The following is a 21795-nucleotide window of genomic DNA, read 5'->3' as shown; positions in this document are numbered from 1 at the left end:
GTGCCGAAGCTGCTTCATTATAAGCATTTCGGGCAAAACTGCAAGCTGATAGGGCACTTGACATGCCTCAGCGCAGGGTTAATCTTTCTTTTGGAGCGTCTTAATAAAAAGGAGGGTCTGCCATGTTAAGCTGGGAGTCGGATATGGCCAAGGCACTGTCCCGGGCGAAGGCCGAGCAGAGGTGTATCATGCTTGAATTCTTCAGCCACGAGTGCATCGGCTGCAAGCAGATGGATGCCGTCAGCTTCCCTGACCAGTCGGTAGAGAACTTCATCGGCGACCGGTTGGTCCCGCTGCGGGTGGAGGTCGCCGCCCGCAACCTCGCCACGGACTTCCGGGTAGTCTGGACCCCCACCATCATCATCCTCGACTACTATGGGAAAGAACACCAGCGCACCCTGGGCTTTCTCCCCCCGCAGGAACTGGTTCCCTCGCTCCTTCTGGGGATCGGCAAGGTCGCCCTGGAGCAGGACCTGTTCAACGAGGCGGTCATCCAGTTCAGCACGCTGTTAAACGGCTGCGCCGACAGCGACGTGGCAGCGGAAGCGGTCTACCTGAGGGGTGTGGCGCGCTACCGTGCAAGCCACGCGGTCGAGGCGCTCAAGGAGACCCAGCGCCAGCTTGCCGCGGAGTACCCCGACAGCATCTGGACCCGGAAAGCCGAACCGTACACGCTTCTTTAAGTAGTGCCAACTCGCGGCCGATACAGGAGGGGGGAAGGCAGTCAACCGACCCCCTTTCTTGTGTCCGGAACAACAAAAATCGGGGTATCGCTTGTAAATGTCGGCCACTTCCGCCATAATCCGCCCGAAAGTCCGAGTGCAGTGCGACGCCTTCGCGCTCTCACTGATCATGATCCCTTCCGGAGGGGCAGTGGACCACGTTCTCAACGGTGTGCTCATCGGGTTGCTGGCGATTCTGGCACTGCTCTCGGCGGGGCACGCCCTCATCAACAAACGCGACCCGCGTTCGGCACTGGGCTGGATCCTCACCTGCCTGGCCATCCCCCTTTTGGGCCCGCTCTTTTACTGGGGTATGGGGGTGAACCGGATCTACAGCCGTGCCCGGCGCTGGCACCGGGAGGCTGGCGAGATCCCGCACTGGCCCGAGCGCACCAACGCGGTAAGCGTGCCGCTGCCCGCCGACCTCGCCTACTTAAAGGAGCTGCGCCGCCTCTCGGACCGGGTGGTGAGCGCGCACCTGATCCCCGGCAACAGCATCACCCTCCTGGAACACGGCGAAGAGGCCTACCCCGCGATGCTCGCGGCGATCAACGGGGCCACCTCGTCGGTTCACCTGTGCACCTACATCTTCGACGGCGACCAGACCGGGCGGCGCTTCACCGAGGCCCTGAAAAAGGTGGCGGAGCGCGGCGTCGAGGTGAGGGTCATCGTGGACAGCCTCGGCGCCAAGTACTCGCGCCCCACCGCAAAAAAACTGCTCAAAGGCTCGCGGGTCCAGTTCCGCAGCTTTCTGCCGCTGCGCCCCGGGGGGTACCTGAACCTCAGAAACCACCGCAAGATCCTGGTGGTCGACGGCAGGATCGCCTTCACCGGCGGGATGAACCTCGGCGACCGCCACCTGGTCGAGCGGGACAACCCGCAGGTCAAGGACCTGCACTTCCGGGTGGCCGGGCCGGCCGTCGCCGACCTGCAGCGCACCTTTCTGGAAGACTGGCGCTTTGCCAAAGGGGAACACCTGACCGGGCTGCGCTACTTCCCGGAACTCCCGCCTTTGGGGAGCGCCCTGGTGCGCGCGGTAAGCGACGGCCCGGACAAGGAGTTCCGCAAGCTGAACTGGATCATCCTGGGGGCCATTTCCTGCGCCCGACGCCGGGTGCTCATCGTCACGCCGTACTTCATACCGGACCGCCCGCTCATCTCCGCCCTGGTCACCGCGGCGCTGCGTGGCGTCGCCATCACCTTGGTGCTGCCGGGGAAGAACAACCTCCCCTTCGTACAGTGGGCAAGCTACACCTACCTGTGGGAATTGCAGCAATACGGGGTGCGCATCTTCTCGCAGCCTCCCCCCTTCGTACACACCAAGTTCATGGTGGTCGACGGCAGCTGGAGCCTGATCGGCAGCGCGAACCTCGATCCCAGGAGCCTCAGGCTCAACTTCGAGTTCAACCTCGAGGTGTACGACCGCAACTTCGCGCACCAGCTCGAGGCCAAGGGGGCCGCAGCGGTCGCCGCCGCTCAGGAGATCACCCAGGCCGAGATGGACGGCCGCCCCCTCCCGGTCAAGCTGCGCGACGGCCTCGCGAAACTCTTCTCACCCTACCTGTGACCGTTTTGGCGACAAGCGCCGGCTTCCCCTCCTGCACCCTGGGGAGATTTATTCCTACAGGTTGCTTTTTTTCCCTAATTAGATAACATACCTCTTCTCGCTCTCATGTGTGGATGCAGGGGGATTCCCCTCATGCGCAGGGTGCCGGGCGGTCCGCGTGGGGCCTGCGCTGGTCGCCCGAAGCACCGCCGGAGAGTGCCCCCTCGCGTATGCCCGATCGGCCAGGAGCCTGTATGCAGCGGATTCCGACCACAGCCACCTTCAAACTGCTGATCGCCTCGTCGGTCCTCTTTCCGATACTGATGTTCCTGCTGGCCATCTGGCAGGACTACCGCTCCCTCCTCGAGACCAACCGGGTGGAGGTCACCCGGAGCACCGCCACTTTCAAGCACCACGCCATGAACGTCTTCGAGACACACCAGCTCATCGCGGACCGGATCAACGAGCATCTCAGGGGGGTCAGCTGGGATGCCATCGCGAGCTCGGACCAGGTGCGCTCCTTCCTGCACCGGCTGGCCGACGACTACCCCCAGGTCCAGGCCATCTGGCTCGCCGATGCGACCGGCCGGGTGCGTAACGGCAGCGAATTCCTCCCCGCCAAGCCGGTCAACATCACCGAGCGTGATTACTTCCAGGCCCTCAGGGAGAAGGACAGCGGAATCTTCATCGGGCATATCGTCAAGCCGCTGGTCATGAAAAACCTGAACTTCAACCTGGCCTGCCGGCGCTGGAACCCCGACGGCCGGTTCGACGGCGTGATCGTCGTCACGGTGTTTCCCGAGTACTTCAGCAACTTCTGGAACAGGGCGGTCCCGGGCAAGGAGTGCACCGTCTTGCTGCTGCGGGAGGACGGTTCGGTACTCTCCCAGATGCCCCGCATCGACCCGAACCGGCTGCACCTGCCGCCAGGCGAGCTCAAGACCATCACGGCGGCACCCGGTCAGAATTTCGTCTCCTCAGCCCTGCTGGACGGGGTCGAGCGGCTCTACGGCTACCAGAGACTGGACAAGTACCCCGCCTACCTGCTCTACGGGGTGAACCAGAGCGAGCTTTTGAAGGTCTGGCGACGCCACGCACTCTACTACGGCTGTTTCTTCGCGGTGGCTTTGGGGACGCTTCTTGGCTGCTCGCTGGCGGCGAACCGCTGCTCCCGCAACGAGGAGGCCGCGCGCCGGGCGCTCCAGGAAAGCGAGGACCGCCTGCGCCAGTTGGGCGACAACCTGCCGGACAGCGCGGTGTACCAGTACGTCCACGAGGAAGGGGGCCGGGTCCGCTTCACCTACTTCAGCAAGGGGATCGAAAGGCTCAACGGCGTCACTGCGGACGAGGTGCTGCGCGATGCGGGGGTGCTGCACCGCCAGATCCCCGAGGAGACCTTCCGGGACATGGTGGCCGCCGAGGCGCTGAGCGCCCGCCTGCTGAACGATTTCGCCATGGAGGTCCCGATGCGGCGCAGCGACGGCGAGCTGCGCTGGATGCGCCTGCACTCGCGTCCGCGCCGCCTGCCCGACGGCCAGGTGGTCTGGGACGGCGTGCAGACCGACGTGACGGCGCGCCGACAGGCCGAGGACGAGCTCAGGCAGCTCAACGAGGAGCTGGACCGCAGGGTGGGAGAGCGGACCCTGGAATTGCGCCGCAAGGACCAGCAGATGATCCAGCAAAGCCGCCACGCCGCCATGGGCGAGATGATCCACAACATCGCGCACCAGTGGCGTCAGCCCTTAAACGCGCTCGGTCTCACGGTGCAGCGCCTGCAGATGTTCTACGAGCTCGGCGAGTTCGACAAGAAGTTCCTGGACGAGTCGGTCGAGGACAGCATGCTGCTTATCCAGCACATGTCGAAGACCATCGACGACTTCCGCGAGTTCTTCAAGCCGGACCGGGACCGGGAAGAGTTCGCGGTGTGCGTGGTGATCGAGCGGGCCCTGCAGCTGGTCAAGGCGAGTTTCGAGAACAGCCAGATCAGCATAAGCTTCAAGCGCCGCGCGGAGTGTACCATCAACGGCTACCCGAGCCAGTACGCCCAGGTCATCCTGAACATCCTGGCCAACGCAAAGGACGCCCTCTTGGAGCGGGGCGTCCAGGACCCCGAGGTGGCGATCGAGGTCGCGGTCGAGGGTGGGAGGTCCCTGGTGACCATCCGCGACAACGCCGGCGGCATCGGCGCGGAAGTACTCCCCAAGGTGTTCGACCCGCTGTTCACTACCAAAGGGCCGCAGGGGACCGGGATCGGGCTCTTCATGGCCAAGACCATCATCGAGCGCAGCATGCACGGCGAGGTGAGCGTGCGCAACGCGGACCAGGGCGCCGAGTTCCGCATCCTGGTCTGACACCCCTCCTGGCAACTCCCCCGCAGCCCGTCGACAGGGCGCCCCCTAAAATATTAGCTTTTTCCAACTACCCCTCTGGCAAAGTCCCCGCAGGCCGCTAGAATGTCCCTGGTGCAAGGTGAACCGAACCGATGCGGAGGTGGATCATGAAGCCGAGCGTGCTCCTGGTATGCGTGGCAGTGGCAGCCCTTAGCTTTGGATGCAGTGCGACGACGGTGCAGACGGAGTGGAAGGATCCCGGCTACCACGGTCCGGCGGCGAGCGCGCTTTTGGTCGCCTGCCTGCCGGCCGACTCGAAGGAGCGCGAGTGCGAGGACGAGTTCGTCCGGCAGCTCTCCCCAAAGGGGATCCGCGCCACGCCGGCCTACCGCGCCTCGGCCGCCCCCCTGGGCCGGGAGGCCCTGATGGCCAAGGCGCGCGAACTGGGCGTCAAGCGGGTCCTGGTGAGCCGCTTCGTGGAGAACAAAAGCCAGCTCGACGTCTACCACCGGCAGACCAGCATGATCCTGATGCCCGACTACGACATGTGGAACGACTACCAGTTCGTGGAGAACCAGTACCTGGTGTTCGGTACCATGCTCTACGACGCGGAGACCGGCAAGACCATCTGGTCCGCCGTTTCGGACACCTACCTGCGCTCCAGCGAGCAGAAGAGCATGGACTCCTACGTGGAGAAGATGGTCAAGAAGCTGGAGAAGCAGGGACTCCTGGCTCGCCCCTAGCCCACCGTCATGGACGACACCTTCACCCCCCTGGAAAACTACGGAGTCGTCGGCAACCAGGAGACCTGCGCCCTGATCGGCAGCAACGGCTCGTTGGACTGGCTCCCCCTCCCCTACCTGGACTCCCCCTCGGTGTGCGCCGCGCTGCTCGACCCGGAGCGCGGCGGCCTCTTCTCCATCACGCCGACCCTGAAGTTCCAGTCCCTGCAGCGCTACCTCCCCAACTCGAACGTCCTGGTGAGCCACTTCACCACGGCCGCCGGCGAGTGCTCCATCACCGACTTCATGCCGCCGCGCGAGGCCGGCGTCGAGCACCGCATGCTCTTGCGCCGCATCGAGGGGACCCGGCTGGAGACCCGGCTCAAGGTGGTGTTCGCGCCGCGCTTCGACTACGGCAGGCTGCAGCCGGAGCTGGTTCGGGACGGAACGCGGCTGGTGGCGCGCACGGGAAAGCTCGCGCTCGCCCTTCAGGGGGTCGAGCTCCAGGTGGGGAGCGACGGCGTAGCACGCGGCGAGCTGAGGCTCGACGAAGGGGAGGAGCTCTGGCTGGTTATGAGCTGGGCCGGTACCGACAAGCTCCCGACGCCGAAAGGGTGCGCGAAACTGCTGGAGAAGACCGTTACGTTCTGGACCCGCTGGAGCGAGGGACACCAGCGCTCCGAGTCGGTGCACCAGGAACTCTGCCACGACCTCGCCATGCGCTCCGGGCTCGCCCTGAAGCTGCTCATGAACCCCGACTCCGGCGCCATCGCCGCAGCCTCCACCATGGCGCTCCCGGAAACGGTGGGTGGGGTGCGTAACTGGGACTACCGCTTCGCCTGGATCAGGGACGCCTCCTTCACCGCGCAGGCGCTCTTCCACCTGGGGTACCTACGCGAGGCGACCCAGTACCGGCGCTGGGTCACCAGGATCCTCCAGGAGCTGCCGGAGGTCTCCGGGCTCAAGCCGTGCTACCGGCTGCACGAGTCGGTGTCGCGGGAGGAAGGGTCACTCGAGGCCCTGGGGGGGTACCGGCACTCGGCTCCGGTCCGGGTGGGGAACCTGGCCTGGCACCAGACCCAGCTGGATATCTTCGGAGAGATGGTGAACACGGTCTTCGAGACCACGCGCTTTGGCGAGGAGATGGAGGCGAAGACCTGGGAGGCGGTCCGGCGCATCTGCGATTTCATCTGCCAGAACTGGGGCAAGAAGGATCGCGGCATCTGGGAGATGCGCACCCCGCCGCGCCACTACCTGCATTCCAAGCTGATGTGCTGGGTGGCCCTGGACCGCGGCTGCGAGATCGCCCGGCGCACCGGTCGTCATGCCCCGGTTGCCGAGTGGCAACGACAGGCCGCCGAGCTGCGCCGGGCCATCCTGGAGCGGGGCTTCAACCGGAGGCTGAACAGCTTCGTGCAGACCTTCGGCTCGGAGGACCTGGACGCCACGGCGCTCCTCATCCCGATCCACCGGTTCCTGGCGCCTGAGGACCCCAGGGTGCAGTCGACCATCGACGCCGTCTGGAGCGGGCTGTCGGCCGGCCCGGGTCTTTTGTACCGCTACCGGGCCGACGACGGCATTGCCGGCACGGAAGGGGCGTTTCTGCTCTGTTCCTTCTGGCTGGTCTACGCCTTGTCGCTGAGCCGGCGCATCGAAGAAGCGGAACAGGTCTTCCGCCAGGTGCTGACGCGGGTGAGCCCCCTGGGACTCATGTCCGAGGAGGTTCTTCCGGCAACCGGGGAGCTGATCGGCAACTTCCCCCAGGCACTAAGCCACATCGGCCTCATCAACGCGGCCCTGCACCTGGGTATCGCCAAGGGGCACGGCCACCAGGGACCGCCCCCGCAATCCGAGGGGGAGCGGCAGGCCGCCTCCTGACACCTCCAGGTTCGAGGCGCAAGCCCCACACTGCCGTCTCTTCGCTCCAGTTCGTGAATCTTTCCCGAAGTGCACCAGTACCACCCTCTTCCTGAGAAATCCCCACCTGCCTGACAGAACCTCCCTTACCCCTCCCGCATGACTGTCTCAGTGATTTCTACAATCTCAGGAATGCCCACAAAGTACTCAAGAAATGTAAGGAAGCGCCCGATACAGATAGCGCGGTCCATACAGGGAGGGAACACTATGAGAGTCTTCAACGATCTGAGCGTCGCAAAGAAGTTCATCTTGCTGAGCCTGTTGGTGATCGCCTGTTTTGTGGCAACCATAGGGCAGTCGATGCTCTGGATCAGGCACCTGGCGGGTAATTTCAGGGGATTCGTGGACAAGGAGCAGGTGGTCGCTTTTGCGCTGAGCGACATGTACGCCCAGGGTCTGCAAAGCGAGCAGGCGACCCGCAACGTGCTGCTCAATCCGGCCGACAACAAGGCGGTGAAGAATTACCAGACGGCGCTGGAGCAGTTCGACAAGGCCTATAAGAGCGCGAGTACCCTGGCAGCCCCGGCGGTCAAGGAGTCGCTGGCCGCGATGCTTCCGGTATGGCAGGAAGGGGACCGCCTGAAACGGGAGGTGCAGACGCTGGCACGCTCCGGAAAGGGTGCCGATGCCCTCGAATTGTTGACCAAGCAGGAGACCCCGAAGTGGCGCGAGTGCAAGGACAGGCTGCTGGGTATCTCGGAGAAGGTGAAGCAGCAGATGGTGACCCAGCGCCAGGCGGTGGACGGTTTCACCTCCACGGTCACCTCGCGGTCGGTGCTCATGCTCTGCACCTCGCTCGCCATCATCATCACGCTGTTGTGTTTTTTCTCGCTCAACATGCGCTCGAGCATCGCCCGGATCCTGGAGCGCGTCACCGACATCGCCCAGGGCGATGGGGACCTGACCAAGCGGGTGGTGGTGATCGGCCGGGACGAGATCGGCGAGGTAGGCCTGCAGTTCAACCTGTTCCTCGACAAACTGCACGGCATCATCAGCCGGGTGGCGGACCATACCAAGGAGGTCGCCCTGGCAGCGGAGGACTTCAACCAGGTTGCCTGTTCGATGGCCCAAAGTTCGGAGGAGGTCGCCACCCAGGCCTCCACGGTTGCCACCGCAAGCGAGGAGATGGCAAGTACCTCCGCCGACATCGCCCGCAACTGTGGCAATGCGGCCCAGGGGTCCAGCGAGGCGAGCGACTCGGCCCGCATGGGGGGCTCGGTCATCTCCGACACGGTGCAGGGGATGCAGCATATCGCGGACCGGGTCAACGAGTCGGCGAAGACCATCGAGAGCCTGGGGGCGCGCAGCGACCAGATCGGTGCCATCGTGAGCACCATCGAGGACATCGCCGACCAGACCAACTTGCTGGCCCTCAACGCGGCCATCGAGGCGGCGCGGGCCGGTGAGCAGGGGCGCGGTTTCGCCGTCGTGGCCGACGAGGTGCGTGCCCTGGCCGAGCGGACCGCCAAGGCGACCCGGGAGATCAGCGCCATGATCAGCGCAGTGCAGCGCGAGACCAGGGAGGCGGTGCTCTTCATGGGGCAGGGGGTGAGCGAGGTGGAGAAGCGGGCCCGGGACGCCGAGCGCTCAGGCGAGGTGCTCAACGAGATCATCGCCAAGATCACCGACGTCACCGGCCAGGTCACCCAGATCGCCACGGCCGCCGAGGAGCAGACCGCGACCACCAACGAGATCAGCAGCAACGTGCATCAGATGACCCAGGCGGTTCAGCTGAGCGCCCAATCGGCCCAGCAGTCGGCGGAGGGGTCGGTGTGGCTGGCGGACCTGGCGCACAGACTCCAGCAAGCCGTGGGACAGTTCAGGCTGAGCGCCTGAGAAACAAAGAGGGCCCGGGACGACTCAACGTCCCGGGCCCCGGTTTTGCCATCCTGGCTTTGCCTGCTCAGGCGAGCGCCCAGTCGGCCAGCTGCCCCGCGTGCAGCGCCGTGGTGTCGAAAAGCGGCAGCGCGGAATCGGCCGGCTCCAGCAATAGCGGGATCTCGGTGCACCCCAAGACCACCCCCTGCGCCCCGCGGGCCGCCAGTGCCTCGACGATACGCTGAAAGGCCAGGCGCGAGGCATCCCTGATCTCTCCCAGGCAGAGCTCCCCGTAGATCACCCGGTGCACCAGTTCGCGGTCCTCGGGTTCCGGAACCAGCACCTCGATGCCGAAACGCTCGGCAAGCCTCCCCTTGTAGAAATCCTGCTCCATGGTGAAGCTGGTCCCCAAAAGACCCACCCGGTCAAGCCCCGCGGTACGCACCGCCTGGCCGGCGGCGTCGGCTATGTGCAGCAAGGGGACCTTGAGCGCCGACTCCAGGGCGGGCGCCACCTTGTGCATGGTGTTGGTGCAGATCGCAACACAGTCGGCACCCGCGGCCTCGAGTTTGAGCGCCGCCTCGACCAAAAGCCTCCCCGCCCCGTCCCAGTCCCCCTCGCGCTGCAGCACCTCGATCTCGGCGAAGTCCACGCTGTAGAGCAGGACCTTTGCCGAATGCAGCCCCCCCAGCCGCTGCTTCGCCGCCTTGTTCAGGTGGCGGTAGTAGGGAATGGTCGATTCCCAGCTCATCCCTCCGATAAGTCCCACGGTCTTCATGCGCTGCCTCCCCTTGGCAATTCCGGTCCCCCACGGTCCCGCGTCTGCCGCATATGCCTCCGAAAGCGTCGGCCTGTCAAGGCACAGTCGCTACGGGTACAGTCCCCCGACGGTCTAGCGCCCCCCCGGCGAAGAGAGCGCCAGGGTGAGCCGGGCCCCGCCGTGCTGTTCCTGCCCCGCCACGACGACCGCCAGTGCCGCATCCTCGAGCGCCTCCAGCACCACGAGCCGCGCACCGTCGAGTGCAAGCCGGGAGCCCGCGGCGAGGCAGTAATCCCGGGGGTCCCCCTCCCGGGTAAGCCAGATACGCCCCGACTGCACCCAGACCGACTCCAGCCGCGCCGCGCCGATCAGGGTGAGCACTTCCTTGTTCTTGAGCAGGTAGTTCATGAGACCTCCTCCGGGAAAAAGCGTTTCCGGTAGCCGACGGGGCTCACCCCCATCTGCTTCATGAAGCTGCGCCTGAACTGCTCGGCGCAGCTGAAACCACTTTCTCGTGCCACGCTGCCGATGGGGAGCTCGCCCTGCTCCAGCAGGGCGATGGCCCTTTCCAGCCGCAACTGCTCAAGGTAACGCCCCGGCGTGCTGCCGGTCTCCCGGGCGAATACCCGGGCGAAGTTGCGCGGGCTCATGGCGGCCAGCTGCGCCAGTTGGTGCACGGTGTACTGGCGCGCCGGGTTCTCCCGCAGCCGTGCCAGAAGCCCTGCCAGCGCGCCCCCCTCCACCATCTGGGCCCGCAGCTGGGTGCTGAACTGCGCCTGCCCCCCCGGGCGTTTCAGGTACATCACCAGGCGCCGCGCCACCGCGAGGGCCAGGGTCCGCCCGAAGTCCTCCTCGACCAGGGCGAGCGAGAGGTCGATGCCGGCGGTCACCCCGGCAGAGGTGGCGATAGCCCCGTCCCGCACGTAAATGGCGTCGCCTTCCACGCGTACCCCGGGATACGCGGTTTCCAGGCGTTCCAGGTCCATCCAGTGGGTGGTGGCGCGCCGCCCCTCCAAAAGTCCCGCCTCGGCCAATAAAAAGGCGCCGGTGCAGACCGAGACGACCCGGCGCGCCCGCTTTGGTGCAGCGCGCAGCCAGTCGATGAGCGGCCGGTTGGCGAGGGCCCGGTTCAGCGCGTCGTCCGGGCTTCCCACCACCACGATGGTATCCAGGGGCTCGGTGAAATCCTGCCAGGCCGCATCGGCCACCAGGCGCATCCCGGCCGCCGAAACCAGGGAGCCGGCGGACTCGGCAAGCAGGACCACCCGATAGCCGGTGGCTCCCAGGCAGCGGTTCAGCATGTTGAAGACCTCGACCGGGCCGGTGATGTCGAGGAGTTCGGCGCCGTCGTAGGCCACCACCGCGACACTGCGGGGAACCTGGGAGGCTTCTTTTACGGTGTCGTTTGTTTTCATGGTGAGATCATCACACAAGCTGCGCGACGGCGCAATGACAACGAACAAGCAGATGCTGCCATTTTTTATGAAAGGGAGCGCTGGTCCTGAGGGCCAGGGTATGGTAAAGAAGCTGGGAGCCACGCGCGCCGCAGCAGCGTTTCCAGGAGAAGCCATGCCCCTTGAAAAGATGTCGGACCAGGAGATCCTCAACCTGGTGAACCCGATGATGGACAACCTGATGGAGGCCTCCACGAGGGTAGATCACGCCGCCCATGTCCGGGACTTCACCGACCGGATCAAGGCGATCGTGACCCCCGAACACCTGGAGGCCGTGTGCCGGAACTACCAGGAGGAGAAGGGGTTCTTCGGAGCCCGCGAGCCGGTCGCCGTACTGCGCCGGCCGGGTGGCGTGGCGGTACTCTGGAAGCAGCAGTTCACCAAGGCAGCCGGCGATTTCGTGGCCGAGGCGCTGGTGGTCGAGCGGGAGGGACGCCTGCTCATCGACCACGTCATGGTCTGGTAAGGGGGAGGAGATGGTACTTAAGATGGATCACCTGAATATCGTGGTGAGTAACCTTGAGGAGGCGACGCGGTTTTTCCGGCTGCTCGGTTTCACGGAGGGGATCGCCGCAGAGCTCGACGCCGCCTTTCTGGGAAGGGTGACCGGCATCGAGGGGGCCCGCGGACGCTTCTGCGCCTTGCACCACCCGGGATCGGACCTCTCCGTGGAACTCCTCGAGTTCGCCGGGGGACCCGCGGCGGAGCAGGGGCTCGGTGAGGCCAACCGGATCGGGCTGCGCCACCTGGCCTTTGCCGTCGAGGATATCGACGCCGAGGTGGCACGGCTTGCCCGGCACGGCGTCGGCTTCCTGTCGCCGGTGCAGACCTGGGAAAAGACCGGCAAGAGGCTCGTTTACTTCCGGGGCCCCGACGGCATTCTCCTGGAACTCGCCCAGTATCCGAAAGAGCCGGAGAGAGTATGAGCGTACTCCGCTCCTGGCTTGAGCGCCTTTTCGGCACACCCGCTCCCCTCCCCGGCGAGCCGGTGCGCAACTTCCAGGTGGAGCGCTACCTGGGAACCTGGTACGAGGTGGCGCGGCTGGACCACCGCTTCGAGCGGGGGCTCAGCAACGTGACCGCGGAGTACACCCTGCGCCCGGACGGCACATTGCGCGTGGTGAACCGGGGCTATTCGGAGCGGGAGGGGCGCTGGAAGGAGGCGGTGGGGAAGGCCTACCTCGCCGGAGCCCCCGACCAGGGGTACCTCAAGGTCTCCTTTTTCGGCCCCTTTTACGGCGCGTACCTGGTGCTCGATCTGGACCACGAGCAGTACCGCTACGCCCTGATCGCCGGCCCGAACACCGAGTACCTCTGGATCCTCTCCCGCACCCCGTACCTCGCGGTTCCGGTGCTGGAGCGGCTGGTGGGGCGGGCGGCGGCACTCGGCTTTGCCACCAGGGAACTGATCCGGGTACGCCACGACCAACCCAGCTGACGCGCTTAAGCGTATCGAACGAAAAAGCCCCACCGGAAGGAACCCGGCGGGGCTTTTTTGCGTCAAGGCGGTGCCGTCAGCGGCGCGCGGTGCCGGCGGTGGCACCTGCCGCCGCGGCTGCGGGGGGGCTCCCGAGCCTTTTGCGGTTCAGGAACATGCGCACCGCGAGGTAGACCACCGGAAGGATACCGACGATGAACAGGACGTCGCCGGGGAGGCGCAGCCATTCGAAGATGCGCACCAGGGTCTGCTGGTAGAATTCGGGCTGGCGCCCCTGCCAGTAGGAGGTGGCCAGGATCTGGTTCAGCTGGATGAGACCTACCGGGAAGAGGTTGACGAAGAGCATCCAGGCAAGGCCCAGGTTGGTGCACCAGAAGGCCCAGGCCATGGCACGGTTCCCCGCCTGGTCCAGCGGCAGGAAGTAGCGCGCCACGAACATGAAAAAGCCCAGCGACAGCATCCCGTACACCCCCATCATCGCGCCGTGACCGTGGTTCGCGGTCCACTGGGTGCCGATCTCGTAGTAGCTCACGATGGGGAGGTTGATCAAAAAGCCGAAGACCCCGGCCCCCAGGAAGTTCCAGAAACCGACCGCGATGAGGAACATGACCGCCCACTTGTGCGGGAAGACCGCTCCGGTGGTGCTCAGCATGGAGCTGCCGGTGGGCGCCCCGAGCCGCATGAACTTCCAGGCCTCGTAGGTCAAAAGCAAAAGCGGGATCACCTCGAGCGCAGAGAAGCAGGCACCCAGCGCCATGTGGATCTCCGGGGTCCCCGAGAAGTAGAGGTGGTGCATGGTCCCGACCACCCCGCCTATCGAGTAGAGGATGATGTCCAGGTAGATGATGGTGGTCGCCGCCTTGGCCCGCACGACCCCGAGCAGCAGGAAAACGTAGGCGACCATGATGGTGGTGAAGAGTTCCAGGAAGTCCTCGACCCACAGGTGCACCACCCAAAAGCGCCAGAACTCGATCTGCACGAAGCTGGTGCCGCGCCCGTAGAGCATGCCCGCTGCGTAGAAGAGCGGGATGGAGATCGCCGAGTAGATGAAGAGCCAGGGCATGTTCCCCGGATGCTCACCCTTGAGCCGCTCGGCCATGCCGCGCACCAGGATCACCAGCCAGATCACCATCCCGAGGGTGAGCAGGATCTGCCAGAACCTCCCCAGGTCGAGGTACTCCCACCCCTGGGATCCGATCCAGAACCACGGGCCGTTGGTAGGGATCAATCCGAGGAGGCTCGCACCTTCGCCTCCCAGGCTCCCGAGCACCACGACCACCAAGGCCCCCAGGAGGATCAGGGCGAGCTTGTCCTGGTGGCGCGGCTCCTTGCCGGCGATGAACGGGGTGAGGAAGATCCCCATGGCGAGGAAGCTCGAGGCGACGAAGAACAGGGCGAGCTGTACGTGCCACATGCGCGAGAGGTTGTAGGGGAGGTAGTTCCCGAGCGAGAGGCCGTAAAAGCCGGCGCTCTCCACGTGGTAGTGCGCGTTCACCCCGCCCAAAAGCCCCTGCAACAGAAAGAGCCCCGACACCACCAGGAAGTACCAGGCCACGGTGCGCTGCGACGGGGTAAGCGGCACCTCCTCGGGCGGCGGGCCGGCGGCGGAGTACTGGTCCGCGCTGTGCCAGCCGAGCCACTCGTAGCGCCCAAAGACGAAGAGGATGATCCCGGTGCCGCACAAAAGTCCCACCACGCTCAAGACGCTCCACATCAGGGCACCCGGCGTAGGGGTGTTGCCGGCCAGGTCGTCGGGTGGCCAGTTGTTGGTATAGGAGTGGTTGCTGTAGGGGCGCCGGGCCGCGGTTACCCAGGAGGCCCAGGAGAAGTAGGAGGTCAGCTGGCGCACCTCCTCGGGGTTCGAGAGGTAGGGACGCTTGAGCCCCTGCTGTTGCTCTTGCGGGCCGAACCAGCCGCGGTAGTAACCGATCATGTCGCGGTAGGCACTCGCCTGGGCCGGCGTGTAGACCAGGTCCCCCATGGCGGTGTTGTAGCCGTTCTGCTTCGCCTCGCTGCGCACCCGATCGGCTGCCATCGCCCGCGGCATCCCCTGCAGGGAATAGAAGATGAGCGCCTTCTCCCCTGCGATACGCAGGTACTGCGCGGTGAAGTCCGGCCCCAGGTAGGCGCCGTGGCCGAACAGGGTGCCGTACTGCATCAGCCCGTACTTCTGGAACAGCTGCTGCCCTGCCATGATGTCCGCCCCGGTGAAAAGGACGCTTCCGTCGGCGGAGCGCACCTCCCGCGGCACGGGGGGCTTGTCGGTCACGTTGCGTAGCGCCAGGTAGCCCAGGATCGAGAAACCGACCAGGAACGTCACCACGGCCGTGAGTAACCAGCCGGGTGAGAGGATCATGTCACGTCGCGTCGTCTGCATGGCAGCCTCCTTGGGTGCTGAGTTCAGCAGATAAGATAGATTACATTCCACTTATGTCAAAGAGTAACGAGGTTTTTTCCCGGAGGCATCCCTGCAGCTTTCAACCGCAGGCGAGTAGTGCAGCAACAGTTCTTACAGGTTGGCGGTGAACCGGAGGATCGCCGGGTTAAAATTCGACAAAGACCGGTAGATCGCTGGCACAGACAGGGTGAGGACTGACAGTGAGACAGGCGAGCCAAGGTAGCGCGAAGGTTTTTGATAGAGAAAATCACTTGCAATGACTGGGGAGCCGCTTATAATAACTTTATACGTCACTTACTTCCACAAGCGGAGGCACGTCATGAAAGGAATAGCACTTAAAATTACGCTCGTGATCGCAGCTTCCCTGATCGCGGCGCTGCCGGTTTTGGCAGCCGATATGGGAAGCGGGACGATGGGGCAGGATAATCAAAACAGCAAGGACGAGTGCCTGCTGATGGCGAGAAACTGCGGAGACCAATCCGATACCATCCAACAGAGGATCCAGCGGATCAACCGCGAGCTCAATAAGGGGAGCGCCGTCTACAGCACCGACGAGTTGAGGCACCTGCAAAACCAGCTCGACGATGCGAACCACATGATGGAAATCCTTAACGAAAACAGCGGCGCCTGATCCCCCCCAGGGAGAGCCGCTCACCGGGGGCCTGCAAGAAGTGCAGGCCCTCTTTTTTGTCAGGTTCCCTCCCCGGCAGCGTCCCTCCAGAAAATCCCTCATTTTACCAGGATTCCTGCCGATAAGCTCCCCAGTCAGGTCATTCACCCCGAGGGGAGCCATGTCCCAGCCACGCATCCTGGTCGTCGACGACCAGCAAATCATCCTGTTCCTGCTGGAAACCCACCTGCGCCAGGGGGGCTACCAGCCGCTTTTGGCCGCAAGTGGCCGGGAGGCACTCGCCCTTTTGGAAAAGCAGTCGGTGGACCTCATGATCACCGACCTTATCATGCCCGAAATGGGGGGGCTGGAGCTCATGGAGCGGGTGCGCGAGCACTTCCCCGAGCTCCCCATCGTCGTCATCACCACCAACGGCAGCGTGGAAGGCGCCGTCGAGGCGATGCGACGCGGCGCCTACGACTACCTCGAGAAACCGTACAACCCCGACGATTTGCACCTCACCATCAAGCGCGCCCTGGACTACCACCACGTGGTGCGGGAAAACGAGCAGATCCGCGGACTGCTCAAGGAACGTTTCAGCTTCCAGAGCATCGTCACGGTAAACCCGGCCATGAAGGAGGTGCTGCGCCTCGCCTCCAAGGTGGTGCCGGCCCGGCAGACCACGGTGGCGATCTACGGGGAGAGCGGCACGGGTAAGGAGGTGCTGGCCCGGGCCATCCACTTCGCCGGCAAGGGGCTCCCCAACTCCTTCGTGGCGGTGAACTGCGCCGCCATCCCCGACCACCTCCTGGAAAGCGAGCTCTTCGGCCACCTGCGCGGCTCTTTCACCGGCGCAGACCGGGACCGGGAAGGGAAGTTCAGCCTGGCCCGCGGCGGCACCCTGCTCCTGGACGAGATAGGCGACATGCCCCTGGCCCTGCAGACCAAGCTCTTGCGGGTACTGCAGGAGCGGGTGTTCGAAAGGATCGGCTCCAACGAGCAGATCAGCACCACCTGCCGGGTCATCGTGGCGACCAACCGCAACCTCGCGGAACTGGTCGCCGCCGGGAAGTTCCGCGAAGACCTCTACCATCGGATCAACGTGTTCCCCCTGACGCTCCCCCCCCTGCGCGAACGCACCGAAGACATCCCGATCCTGTGCGAACATGTTTTCGAGCAGTTGCGCCAGCACCTGGGCAAGCCCCTGGCCGGCATCTCCCCGGGAGCCATGCGCCTTCTGATGGAATACCCCTGGCCCGGCAACGTGCGTGAGCTGCGCAACTTCCTGGAACGCGCCGCTATCCTCACCGAGGACGGGCAGATCGAGGCGGAGCAGGTCGCCATGGCTGGCCAAACTTCGGTAGCCCCCCTGAAGACGGACGCCCCCTCCCCCGCAGGGGTGCAGCTCGCGGCCGACTCGGTAAGCTACACGCTCACCCTGCCGCTTGCGGAGCTCTCGCTGGAGGCCCTGAACGAGCGGATACTGGCGCTCACCCTGGAGCGCTGCGGCGGGAACAAGTCCAAGGCCTCCCAGATGCTGAAGATCGGACGCAAGGCATTCTACCGCTAGCCTGAGCGTCTCCTCGGCACCCCTTTAGCCGTTCCCCAAAACGTACCTGCAGACGTAAGCCTCGCGCGGTCATCCGACTGCGGGAGCCATCCCTACCCCTGTTCCTCACCCAAAGAGACTGTACCCAACCGGCACACCTGTTTCCAGCTGTCCCAAACCGCAGCGTTTCGTTTCCGCTAACTACCAGATATCACATGGCCCTCGTGTCTGGCACAGCGGATGCTACCTAAGGGCATACGGCACTGACGCCGTACCCAAACGATACAAATGGAGATACCACCATGAAAGCCTTTCATGATCTCAAAGTTGGCACCAAGCTGATCGCCGGTTTCGTACTGGTCGCGCTGGTTGCAACGGCGGTAGGGGCGGTCGGGATCAGCAAAATAAAACAAATAGACGCAGCAGACACCAAACTCTACGAGAAAGTGACGGTACCGCTTGGCGACCTGGCCACCATGGCTGTTTTGTTCCAGCGCATCCGGATCAACGTTCGTGATGCTCTCGAGGCGGAAACCCCGGCAGACCGCGAGGTGTACCAAGCGACCATACTGAAACTGCGCCAGCAGATAACCGAGAAGTCCGAGCACTTCGAGAAGAACATCATCTCCGGCCAGGCCCGCACCACCTTTCAGTCGTACAAAGAGTCCCGTTCCAACTATATTCGGTTAAGTAACCAGATGCTGAATCTCGTCCAGTCCGGGCACAAAGCAGAGGCACAGGCCCTGCTCAAGGGGGACGGTAAAGTCGCAGCCACACAGACTCACGAGCTTCTCGACCAGTTGCTGCGTTCCAAGGAAGAACAGGGGAAATTAACCTCGGATGAAAATACCCGGGTTGCCGACCGTGCCTCCACCGTGATGGCCCTCCTGGTGGTACTGGGTGCCGCCCTGGCGGTAGGACTCGGCATCATCATCGCTCGCACCATCACCGTTCCGCTCAGCCAGGCGGTCCAGGTGGCCAACCGGCTCGCCGCGGGCGACCTGACCGCCCAGGTAGAGGTCCGTTCCAAGGACGAGACCGGTCAACTCATGAACGCCCTGAACGAGATGGTGCACAGCCTCAGAAGCCTGGTCGCCCAGACGGTACAGATCTCGGCCAGCATCGCCTCGGCGTCCACCCAGCTGCACGCCACCAGCGACCAGATCGCCACCGGTGCCGAAGAAGTGGCGGCGCAGGTCGGTTCGGTTGCCACCGCCAGTGAAGAGATGGCCGCAACCAGCGCCGACATCGCCCGCAATTGCACCATGGCCGCCGACGCCTCGAAGAAATCGACCGACTCCGCCACCAGCGGCGCCGGCATCGTCCAGGAAACCATCGCCGGGATGGCCCTGATCGCCGAGCGGGTACGCCAGACCTCGACTACCGTGCAGGCGCTGGGAACCAGTTCGGAGCAGATCGGCGAGATCGTCGGGACCATCGAGGACATCGCCGATCAGACCAACCTCTTGGCACTCAATGCGGCGATCGAAGCGGCCCGTGCCGGCGACCAGGGACGCGGCTTTGCGGTAGTGGCCGACGAGGTGCGCAACCTGGCCGAGCGGACCACGAGGGCCACCAAGGAGATCGCCGGGATGATCAAGTCCATCCAGAAGGAGACCGCCGCGGCCGTCGCCGCCATGGAGGAAGGGGTACACGAGGTAGAGAAGGGGAGCAAAGCCGCCCAGCGCTCCGGCGCAGCCCTGGAGGACATCCTGACCCGGATCAACGAGGCCGCCCTCCAGGTGAGCCAGATCGCCACCGCTGCCGAAGAACAGACAGCGACCACCGGTGAAGTCACCGGCAACATCCAGCAGATCACCGATGTGGTGGTGCAGACCGCCCGGGGAGCCGAAGAAACGGCGGACGCCGCCGCACAGCTTGCGGCCCAGGCCACCGACCTGCAGTCCCTGGTTGGCCGTTTCCGCCTCTCTGCCTGAGGCACCAACCAAGCCGCACCAGTGGGGCCGGCTGCCCGCCGGCCCCGCCTCGATCGCACGCTAACAACGTCCTCCTCTTTTGCACCTGGAGTCCGCCATGACTGGCAACCTCAAGAAAACCATTACTCTGGGCATCACGATCCTGGCACTTTTCGGCCTGGTCGTTGTACTTCTTACGGTGCCCTTCCCGCTGAGCGGGTCCCGGGATCTCGACACGCGAGACCTGGCCCGCACGGACCACGCGGGGGTCAGCATCGCCACCGCCTCGCCAGGCCACCAGTCCCTCGCCACCGTACCTCCAGCGTCCGGCAGCCAGCCCTTCCCGTCGGCAGGCTCTCCGGCCGAAAAAGCCGCTAGCGGTTCCGCGTTGGCACGGCTACCGCTGGCCCTGGGGTGCACCGCGTTACTGTTCCTCGCCCTGCTGCTCGGCTTGTGGCACCTGAAAGTGAGGGTGCTGCGGCGCGCCCAAGCCGATGACGAGCGCGACCAGCTCCGGGAAACGGCGCGCGAGCAAGCTGCCGGCATCGAGCGACGCTACCAAGACGAGCTGCAGCTCAAAGTGGACGAGCACGAGGCCACCAGGCGCCAGCTTCACGAAGTCCTGGAGCAGGTGAGCCAGCTCGCGCAACAGTCAGGACAGGCAAGCGCGGCCCGGAGCCGGTTCCTGGCCAGCGTGGCGCAGGAACTCCACGCGCCGCTCCAGGGGATTCTCGCTTCCTCTCATCAGCTGGAAGGGACCCGCCTGGCCACCAGGCAGGCCGGGTACCTGCAGCACCTCGCTGCCTGCAGCGAAACCCTGATGCGCACCGTTAACGACATCCTCGATTTCTCCCAGCTCGAGGCGGGGCACCTGGGGCTCGCCAGCGAGGAGTTCAGCGTCGCCGACCTGATCAGGGGGCTCAGCGACCGTTTCCAGCCGCAGGCCAAGGAAAAGGGGCTCAAGCTTCAGGTACGCATCGACCCGGCACTTCCCGAGCGGCTTCTGGGGGACCCGCTCAGGCTCGCCCAGGTACTGGGACACCTGCTCTCGAACGCCGTGAAATTTACCCGGCACGGCTCGGTATCCCTGGAGGCGACGCTGGAGCAACCGGGCGCCGACCATCCTGGGTACCTCCTCTTCGCCGTTCGTGACACCGGTCTCGGGATCGCGGACCGGGAACACCCCCTGCGTTCTTCACCCTTCGAGCAACCAGACGACCCGTCGCGCCCCAGCCTGGGCGAGAGCGGCCTCGGGCTCACCATAAGCCGCGAGCTCAGCACACTCATGGGGGGTGAGGTCCGCGGCGAGAGTATCCCCGGAGTCGGCAGCTGCTTCACCCTGCAGCTTCCCCTCACTCCAGCCGACGGCGAGACGCCGGTCGGGGAGTCGCCGGCGCCGGCGTACCGCTTCGACGGCGAACGGGTACTGGTTGTGGAAGATAACCAGGTCAACAGGACCATCATGCAACAGGTGCTGCAGGGAGCAGGTCTTACGGTGACCCTCGCCGTGAACGGCGCCGAGGCGCTGGCCTTGTGGGAGGAGGGGTTCGACCTGGTGCTGATGGACAGCCAGATGCCGGTTCTGGACGGCCTGAGTGCGACCCGGCACATCAGGGGCACCGAGCGGGCCGGCGAGCCTCTGGTCCCGATCATAGCGGTCACCGCCAACGCCCTCGAGCACGAGGTGCAGGCCTGCCTCGCGGCGGGCGCCGACGAGGTATTGGCGAAGCCCTTCACGCCAGCGCAACTGCTCAATCGCGTTAAGTACTGGCTCGGCGAGCGCTGTCTCTGCCAGGCATCCGCCGGACGCACGGCTGCAGCGAACCAGCACCCTGCAGCACTCGACCTGGTCCTGGGGATCCACCAGATAGGTGGCAGCCGGGAGCTCTACACCGATCTTTTGCATCGTTTCGTCGAGGAGTACCGTGACAGTGCCGACCGTTTGCGGGCGGAACGGGAGCGCGGGGACGTAGCCGGAGCGGCACTCATCGCCCACTCGGTTAAGGGGGTGGCAGGCGTCCTGGCAGCAGTGCCGCTGCAGCGTGCCGCCGGCTGCCTCGAGCGGGCCCTGACCCAGGGGACGCCGGAACTCTCCGGCTATCTGGAGCATTTCGAGAGGGAGCTCGAGGAGGTCCTGCTGGAGGTTCCCAAGGTGATTTCCAAAGTGGCCTGAGACAGGACCGGACAAGCGAGGCTGAGTGCAGGAGGGGAAGGAAGGAACCGAGTGTAGACGGGACAGGCGAAGAAGCACCAACCATCTGAAGGCTTCCGCACAGTCAGTGCGGGAGCCTTTTTTTACGGACACTGGCAAAATGAAAGGCCCGCCAGTTTCGGCGGGCCTCTGTTGCTGTTGGTACGGCTTCCCTTTTCAAGGGTGGTTCCGGTGTCCTCAGACACCGGCGCTGGACAGCTCTTAGGTTTTAAGAATCCTGTTCGGTGGAGTTACCTCGATGTTGATTTACCTCCTTTTTCCCAGATTCTTACTCAGCTAGCTAGCTGGTGTAAATATAGCACCTGTCGCACATTTTTACAGGCTGTTGCAAAATTTTTTTTTGAGCTATACTGCAGCGGTTAATCAGGAGTGAATCCCTCGCCTTCCTGTGTCAGTCCTCCCT

At 64.6% G+C, this 21795-nt stretch carries 17 protein-coding genes; 13 read left to right on the top strand and 4 right to left on the bottom strand.

The genetic code is table 11. The features are described from left to right. Positions 1-122 precede the first annotated feature (122 nt). The 6 genes from H7688_RS11755 (at position 123) to H7688_RS11730 (ending at position 9073) form a co-directional block, all read left to right on the top strand. The gene (locus H7688_RS11755; protein WP_183361308.1) at positions 123-683 is read left to right on the top strand and encodes a thioredoxin family protein; all 561 of its coding nucleotides are present in this window, start codon (positions 123-125) and stop codon (positions 681-683) included. A gap of 190 nt (positions 684-873) precedes the next feature. Beyond that, complete coding sequence (gene cls, locus H7688_RS11750; RefSeq protein WP_246329792.1) at positions 874-2289, top strand: cardiolipin synthase; 1416 nt, start codon at positions 874-876, stop codon at positions 2287-2289. A gap of 233 nt (positions 2290-2522) precedes the next feature. Further along, complete coding sequence (locus H7688_RS11745; protein ID WP_183361307.1) at positions 2523-4619, top strand: ATP-binding protein; 2097 nt, start codon at positions 2523-2525, stop codon at positions 4617-4619. 146 nt (positions 4620-4765) lie between these two features. Continuing rightward, positions 4766-5341 (top strand): DUF4136 domain-containing protein, encoded by a 576-nt coding sequence (locus H7688_RS11740; RefSeq protein ID WP_183361306.1) that lies wholly within the window; start codon positions 4766-4768, stop codon positions 5339-5341. Positions 5342-5350: 9 nt separating this feature from the next. Next, on the top strand, positions 5351-7198 hold the full coding sequence (locus tag H7688_RS11735; RefSeq protein ID WP_183361305.1) for a glycoside hydrolase family 15 protein: 1848 nt from the start codon (positions 5351-5353) through the stop codon (positions 7196-7198). A gap of 246 nt (positions 7199-7444) precedes the next feature. Beyond that, positions 7445-9073: a methyl-accepting chemotaxis protein gene (locus tag H7688_RS11730; RefSeq protein WP_183361304.1), complete on the top strand. Its 1629-nt coding sequence runs from the start codon at positions 7445-7447 to the stop codon at positions 9071-9073. 67 nt (positions 9074-9140) lie between these two features. On the opposite strand, the gene H7688_RS11725 is transcribed toward H7688_RS11730, so the two are convergent. The 3 genes from H7688_RS11725 to H7688_RS11715 all read right to left on the bottom strand — a co-directional run bounded on the left by H7688_RS11725 (position 9141) and on the right by H7688_RS11715 (position 11230). Continuing rightward, a complete protein-coding gene (locus H7688_RS11725; protein WP_183361303.1) occupies positions 9141-9833 on the bottom strand; it encodes an aspartate/glutamate racemase family protein in 693 nt (230 codons plus the stop codon). A 114-nt stretch (positions 9834-9947) separates the two neighbouring features. After that, complete coding sequence (locus H7688_RS11720) at positions 9948-10223, bottom strand: DUF2917 domain-containing protein (protein WP_183361302.1); 276 nt, start codon at positions 10221-10223, stop codon at positions 9948-9950. Then, positions 10220-11230, bottom strand: coding sequence for a GlxA family transcriptional regulator (locus H7688_RS11715; RefSeq protein ID WP_183361301.1), 1011 nt, complete (start codon positions 11228-11230; stop codon positions 10220-10222). Before H7688_RS11715 ends, H7688_RS11720 begins: the two co-directional genes overlap by 4 nt. 154 nt (positions 11231-11384) lie before the next feature. Between H7688_RS11715 and H7688_RS11710 the strand changes: the two genes are divergently transcribed. Genes H7688_RS11710 through H7688_RS11700 form a run of 3 tightly spaced genes read left to right on the top strand, consistent with a single transcriptional unit; the run spans position 11385 to position 12707 of the window. Then, positions 11385-11735, top strand: a complete 351-nt coding sequence (locus H7688_RS11710; protein WP_183361300.1) for a hypothetical protein — start codon at positions 11385-11387, stop codon at positions 11733-11735. A 10-nt stretch (positions 11736-11745) separates the two neighbouring features. Next, complete coding sequence (locus tag H7688_RS11705) at positions 11746-12195, top strand: VOC family protein (protein WP_183361299.1); 450 nt, start codon at positions 11746-11748, stop codon at positions 12193-12195. Continuing rightward, positions 12192-12707, top strand: a complete 516-nt coding sequence (locus H7688_RS11700; RefSeq protein ID WP_183361298.1) for a lipocalin family protein — start codon at positions 12192-12194, stop codon at positions 12705-12707. The genes H7688_RS11705 and H7688_RS11700 overlap by 4 nt, the downstream gene beginning before the upstream one ends. Positions 12708-12783: 76 nt before the next feature. Here the strand turns inward: H7688_RS11700 and H7688_RS11695 are convergent, their stop codons facing one another. Further along, positions 12784-15084, bottom strand: a complete 2301-nt coding sequence (locus H7688_RS11695) for a nitric-oxide reductase large subunit (protein WP_183361297.1) — start codon at positions 15082-15084, stop codon at positions 12784-12786. Positions 15085-15424: 340 nt separating this feature from the next. Between H7688_RS11695 and H7688_RS11690 the strand changes: the two genes are divergently transcribed. The 4 genes from H7688_RS11690 (at position 15425) to H7688_RS11675 (ending at position 21353) form a co-directional block, all read left to right on the top strand. Next, positions 15425-15736, top strand: a complete 312-nt coding sequence (locus tag H7688_RS11690) for a hypothetical protein (protein WP_183361296.1) — start codon at positions 15425-15427, stop codon at positions 15734-15736. A gap of 160 nt (positions 15737-15896) precedes the next feature. Next, positions 15897-17285, top strand: a complete 1389-nt coding sequence (locus H7688_RS11685) for a sigma-54-dependent transcriptional regulator (protein WP_183361295.1) — start codon at positions 15897-15899, stop codon at positions 17283-17285. Positions 17286-17566: 281 nt separating this feature from the next. After that, entirely contained in the window at positions 17567-19201 is a 1635-nt protein-coding gene (locus tag H7688_RS11680; RefSeq protein ID WP_183361294.1) for a methyl-accepting chemotaxis protein, read from the top strand. Positions 19202-19298: 97 nt separating this feature from the next. Next, complete coding sequence (locus tag H7688_RS11675) at positions 19299-21353, top strand: response regulator (RefSeq protein WP_183361293.1); 2055 nt, start codon at positions 19299-19301, stop codon at positions 21351-21353. Positions 21354-21795 lie beyond the last annotated feature (442 nt).

Origin of the sequence: Geomonas limicola, assembly GCF_014193675.1 — a bacterium.
Taxonomy (GTDB): Bacteria; Desulfobacterota; Desulfuromonadia; order Geobacterales; family Geobacteraceae; genus Geomonas; species Geomonas limicola.
The sequence above is the reverse complement of the archived record's forward strand: the minus strand, read 5'-3'. Positions and strand labels throughout refer to the sequence as shown.